This window comes from Bacteroidales bacterium, from assembly GCA_018334875.1.
In the GTDB taxonomy this organism is placed as follows: Bacteria; Bacteroidota; Bacteroidia; order Bacteroidales; family UBA12077; genus JAGXLC01.
The window spans coordinates 1-4,843 of sequence record JAGXLC010000306.1; the positions used below are offsets into that span (position 1 = coordinate 1).

3 protein-coding genes and 1 pseudogene are annotated in these 4,843 nt (G+C 45.9%); 1 reads left to right on the forward strand and 3 read right to left on the reverse strand.

Going from position 1 to position 4,843, the window contains the following annotated elements; translation table 11 throughout:
• Positions 1 to 200, forward strand: a 200-nt coding sequence (locus tag KGY70_16995) for a hypothetical protein (GenBank protein MBS3776898.1), incomplete at its 5' end; no start/stop codon positions are given.
• Here the strand turns inward: KGY70_16995 and KGY70_17000 are convergent.
• The 3 genes and pseudogenes from KGY70_17000 to KGY70_17010 all read right to left on the reverse strand — a co-directional run bounded on the left by KGY70_17000 (position 189) and on the right by KGY70_17010 (position 4,824).
• The gene (locus KGY70_17000; GenBank protein ID MBS3776899.1) at positions 189 to 2,096 is read right to left on the reverse strand and encodes a heparinase II/III family protein; all 1,908 of its coding nucleotides are present in this window, start codon (positions 2,094 to 2,096) and stop codon (positions 189 to 191) included. The genes KGY70_16995 and KGY70_17000 overlap by 12 nt on opposite strands.
• A 103-nt stretch (positions 2,097 to 2,199) precedes the next feature.
• The gene (locus tag KGY70_17005; GenBank protein MBS3776900.1) at positions 2,200 to 3,786 is read right to left on the reverse strand and encodes a sulfatase; all 1,587 of its coding nucleotides are present in this window, start codon (positions 3,784 to 3,786) and stop codon (positions 2,200 to 2,202) included.
• A 267-nt stretch (positions 3,787 to 4,053) separates the two neighbouring features.
• Positions 4,054 to 4,824: pseudogene (locus KGY70_17010) on the reverse strand (3-ketoacyl-ACP reductase).
• Between the last annotated feature and the right edge of the window lie 19 nt (positions 4,825 to 4,843).

Sequence of the window (4,843 nt, forward strand, 5' to 3'; positions counted from 1 at the left end):
ACATAGAAAACATAGAACAACACATAGGAATGAAATATGAAAGTAACGAAGATTTAATGATCATTGACAATCAAATATTTAAAATCTTAAAACTCTTGTCAAACACTCAAAACTTTCAAACGCTTCAACAAATGACCACAAATGACCATTTGATGATATGCAGGAATTTTCTCCCTGTTTATATAGTATCACTTTCTTAAACGCAACTCCACCGAAAGCGTATTGGTCTTGTTTTTCTCAAGCAAGTACCTCGGTATGTGAATTTCCACCCGCTTCAGCCCCTCGATTCTTTTGTCATACTCGAGCGGTGGAGGATCCATAGCAACTACAGAAACAGCCAGATTGGAAGGCTCAAGAATTTCCAGTTTCAGTTCTTTCCCATCCTGCATCAGTATTGCACCAGTCTCGGTAGTCTGAACCTGTGCCTGCGTCATCATTCTCCAGGTCACTTTTTCCGTATTGTCGTCCGGAACCATTTCGTCGATAATTCTTAAACTACCTGCATCCTGCTTGACAAACGTTCTTTTGGCATCCTTCAGTTGACCCTGAAAGACCTCATGAAGATCCAATGTAACCGATTGCGGAGGTTCATCCACTGCAAACGCTTCAATCGGTGCATAGCCTTCAACCCGGTGCAGTGCATTATTTACCGTGAGCGTGCTGTGGTTGTGGTTGTTCTTGGTAAGCAGGGTCCAGCGTTCACCGTCCTGGCTGCTGTCCCATAATCCCGATCCTATGATCTGCTCCAGCTTGTTGTATCCCTGGCTTCCCGGATCGATCGACCAGCGAACGCCACCGGCTTCAAATATGAATGATCCCACATCCATATTGCCATGATTAACAGAGGCGGACCCACCTTTAACGCCCAGGTAAAATCCGCTTTTTTCATTGGGTTCTGCCCGGAATATGGCAATTGGGTTTTCGCCTTCTCCTTTCCAGTAAACAGGTGGTTTTCCATCCTTTTTTCTTTCGTAACCTGCTATCCAGACCAGCGTAGTTGGGGCCAGACGGGAAAGGTTTTCATTATTTTGCCTGGCTTTTTTAGTGAGGTCAAGAAATTCCTCCCGGTCGAGATACATGGAGTTGCCGGTTTCTTTGGCAAACCACGACAACAGGCCCCATGTGCCCAGATCAATTCCGCCCAAACCCGCGTCCGAATAGTTGAACGACCATCCGGAAGGCGCTTCTGTAAGCAGCCTGTAGGTAGCGCTTTCCATAAATCCAGGGGATTCGGGCAGATTAAAATCCGTGCCTAGGGCAGAGCGGAACATGTCAATGGCGAGCACATTGTAGGAAGTACCGTATCCCCAGTAGCTCGGGCCTTCGGGATAAGTTCCGTCCGGTGAGTATCCGGCCATGGCAAGAGGGAGCTTATCCACAGCCCTTGAAAGAATCCGTGCGGCCAGTTCAGGATGATTGTCTGCCGTGACGAGCGCCGCGGCCGACAAGCCGCCATGACATACTTGGTTCCAGTTGTGGTGCGCATCGATCCACCAGTTGTAGCTTTCTTCAGTGAGACTAACTTTTAATGCCTTTTCGGTCAGTGCTGTATTGGCCTTTTTAACAGTTGGTTTGGAAAGCCATTCTCCGCACCAATCCAGTCCCAGAGCTACTGCGTATGACATTTCCGCTACGTCCAGAAAATGAGATGGATTCCAGTCGGAAAATCCACACACGGCATTCATTTCTTCTTCCAGGCGGGTTAGGTATTTTTCGTTTCTACTTATACGATATACCAGGGCCAATGTACCGATCCGTCTGACTGCCTCCCGGGAAACGCCCAGCAAACGCCTGCCTGTTTGTTCCCGCTCCAGCAGTGGTTTCATATAGATGGCCTCTGCGCGCTGTGTCAGCAATTTGAAGTATTGTTTTGCTATGGAATCCTGTTGGATGCTGTGTTTAATTTTTTGCTCTGTTTGATCATCCAGAAACAACCTGGGCGCATCTTCTTTTAGGTTCTTCGTTAGCCAGTAAGCCTCTACGGGATTATTCACCACATTTTCTCTGATCCACCGGGCATCCACCCCGGAATGCTGGCTCATTAGCATACTATGTGAGAAAATGCTCAATAAAACAGCCAGAAATAGTTTACTCACAAAATGATCGGTCAACATCTCAATTATTTTAAAGAACAACTGTATAAAATGATGTAAAATTAATTGAACGCTGCCGCGTTTCCGAAGCAGCGCTCAATCCAATTTATTCATCAGAAACTTCACTGCCCCACCAGTTGTTTCCGGGGTTAAAATCTTCAGACAAAAACTCCATCCTTTGCTCTTCAAGACGGGGAAGCAGATTGTTTTCAACTTCCTCGAGATGCTGCTTTTCGAGCTCAGGATCATGCTGCGGATCTTTTTCAGGATATCGGGCATCCATTTTTTCCAGATGTTCATTCAATGCCTCAGCAAGTTCCTTGCTTTTTTCCGGTCGCTCAGCGGACAAATCGGTTGTTTCTGAAAGGTCATCGCTTACATTATATAATTCATTTCGCCCGTCTTCATAGTAATGAATTAATTTCCAGTCGCCCCTTCTGATTATGGAGGAAGGTTGGCCTCCCTGATTTCCATAGTGCGGATAATGCCAGTAAATATCCCTTTCTTCTATTTTATTACCCTTTAAAAGGGGAACAAGGCTTGTTCCTTCATTATGTTCGCCAGGTTTTAGATCTTCGCCGACCAGGTCAAGAACCGTTGGGTAGAAATCCGTGTTGTTGACAGGGACATCACATGTTTCACCATCTGTCAGGCCGGGTACTTTGATAAAGTAAGGCACCCTGAGTCCTCCTTCATACTGATAACCTTTTCCTCTGAGTAAGGGTTTATTTGTGGTGGCATAATCGTCGCCGGCACAAACCCCGCCATGGTCTGATGTGAACATAACAATGGTATTGTCGTCAAGACCATTTTCTTCCAGTGTTTGAAGAACCTGGCCAACGGCATCATCTACATGCTCTACCAACCCTGCATAGATGGGATTGTCCTGTATCTGTCTGACGGGCAAAAAGTGGCCCATTTCAAAACCTTCTCCTTTGGGAGCAATACCCATTTCATCAGCCTTATCCCGGTATTTTGTCCAGTTTTCCTGAGTTGTTTGAATGGGAGCATGAACCGCATAAAAAGATAAAAAGGCAAAGAAGGCGGTGTCTTTGTTTTGTTCAATAAAGGAGTTCGTTTCTTTGGCGAGTTTTTCAGGTAAGCTCATGCCTTTCTCATCTTCATGGTCTTCCATCTTGGGATTGTTGAAGGGAGAAAAGTAGCCACCCGTGTATGGGCCTCCGGCTTCAAAGCCTCCCTGGTTGATATCAAAGCCATGGTCTTCGGGATAAGAACCTTCATCGCCCAGATGCCATTTGCCGGCGAAAAAAGTTTTGTAGCCTGCTTCTTTCATCGCCTCTGGCCATGTTACATACTTATGGGGAAGATGATCTACGTATTCGGGGGGCAATAACTTATTATGTCGTCCTTGTTCCCTCCAGTCTTCTCCGGTTCGGGCCCCGATCCAGTCGGTAATGCCATGCCGGGCTGGTGATTTACCGGTCATTATACTGGCCCGTGAGGGACTGGATACCTGGCTGGCTGCATATCCATTGGTAAAATTCATGCTTTCACCGGCAAGCCGGTCAATGTTGGGAGTCTCATAATATTCGCTGCCCGTGCAGCTAAGATCATGTTTGCCTAAATCATCAACAATGATGTACAAGACATTGGGTTGCTCACTTTCCTCTTCGCTTTCGCTGATACACGATGATGTAAAAAGGGGTAGTGCTGCCGCTCCTGAAAGGAGCATTGTGACATTTCTGATGGTGGTTTGCATAATGTTAGACTGTTATTTCATGTTTGTGTTTTGATCCATAAATATAAACATTATAGATTGCTTTTCCTATTCATATTTAAAATTTTTAGGGAGCAATTCCCTTTCCAATTTCATTGTGGTATTCTCTTTGAACTGGAATACCAATCTTATGTCAATCCTCCGTTGCAACATTTCATTGATTTAATAATTTGAACCCGCTATTGGGTTTGATTCCATATCACATTGTGATCTTTTAACCCATTATAATCTTTGCACTGTAAATCCGCCGTCCACCATGATCACTTCGCCGGTGGAATAGGGGAAATCGCCCCGGGCAAGGGATCTGACTACCTTTCCAATATCTTTGGGCTGACCCCACCGCCGTTGGGGAACCAACCCTTCGCCAATCAACTTGTCGTATTTATCTTTAACAGTTGCTGTCATGTCCGTTTCAATAATACCTGGCCGAACCTCATAGACCGGAATATCATATTCTGCCAGACGAACGGCAAACAATGAGGTGATCATGGCCATGCCTGCCTTTGAAATGCAGTATTCGCCACGGTTTACCGATGCAACCGTTGCAGAAAAAGAACCGATATTGACAATGCTGGCAAAAAACCGGGAATCGCTATTTTTCCTTTCGATCATCCAGTTGGCTGCTTTCTGGGTAAGAAAATAGGGGCCGTACAGGTTGGTTTTTAATACCCGGTCGAAGCTTTCTTCGGTGTTTTCAAGGATGTCCTTCCGTTCTTTCGGGGGTATCCCGGCATTGTTCACCAGCATGTTCAGGTGACCGAGCTTTTGTTTGACCTTGTCCAGGATGTGATCTCTTGCCTCCGGCTGGCTGACGTCACCCTGACAGTAAATGACCTCCGAGCCGGTGGCCTCTAACGACTGAATAACATCCTGTACCGAGCTTTCGTCTCTTACGCCGTTAATCGCAAGGTCGAAACCTTCTTCGGCAAGGGCTTTGGCAATACCCAGACCAATACCCCTTGAACCGCCTGTTATTAAAGCTGTTTTTTTCATAAGAACTGGATTTTATTAT

Excerpts from the sequence above, each read along its gene's own strand:
- KGY70_17005 (MBS3776900.1), bottom strand. The coding sequence starts at position 3,786 with ATGCTCCTTTCAGGAGCGGCAGCACTACCCCTTTTTACATCATCGTGT.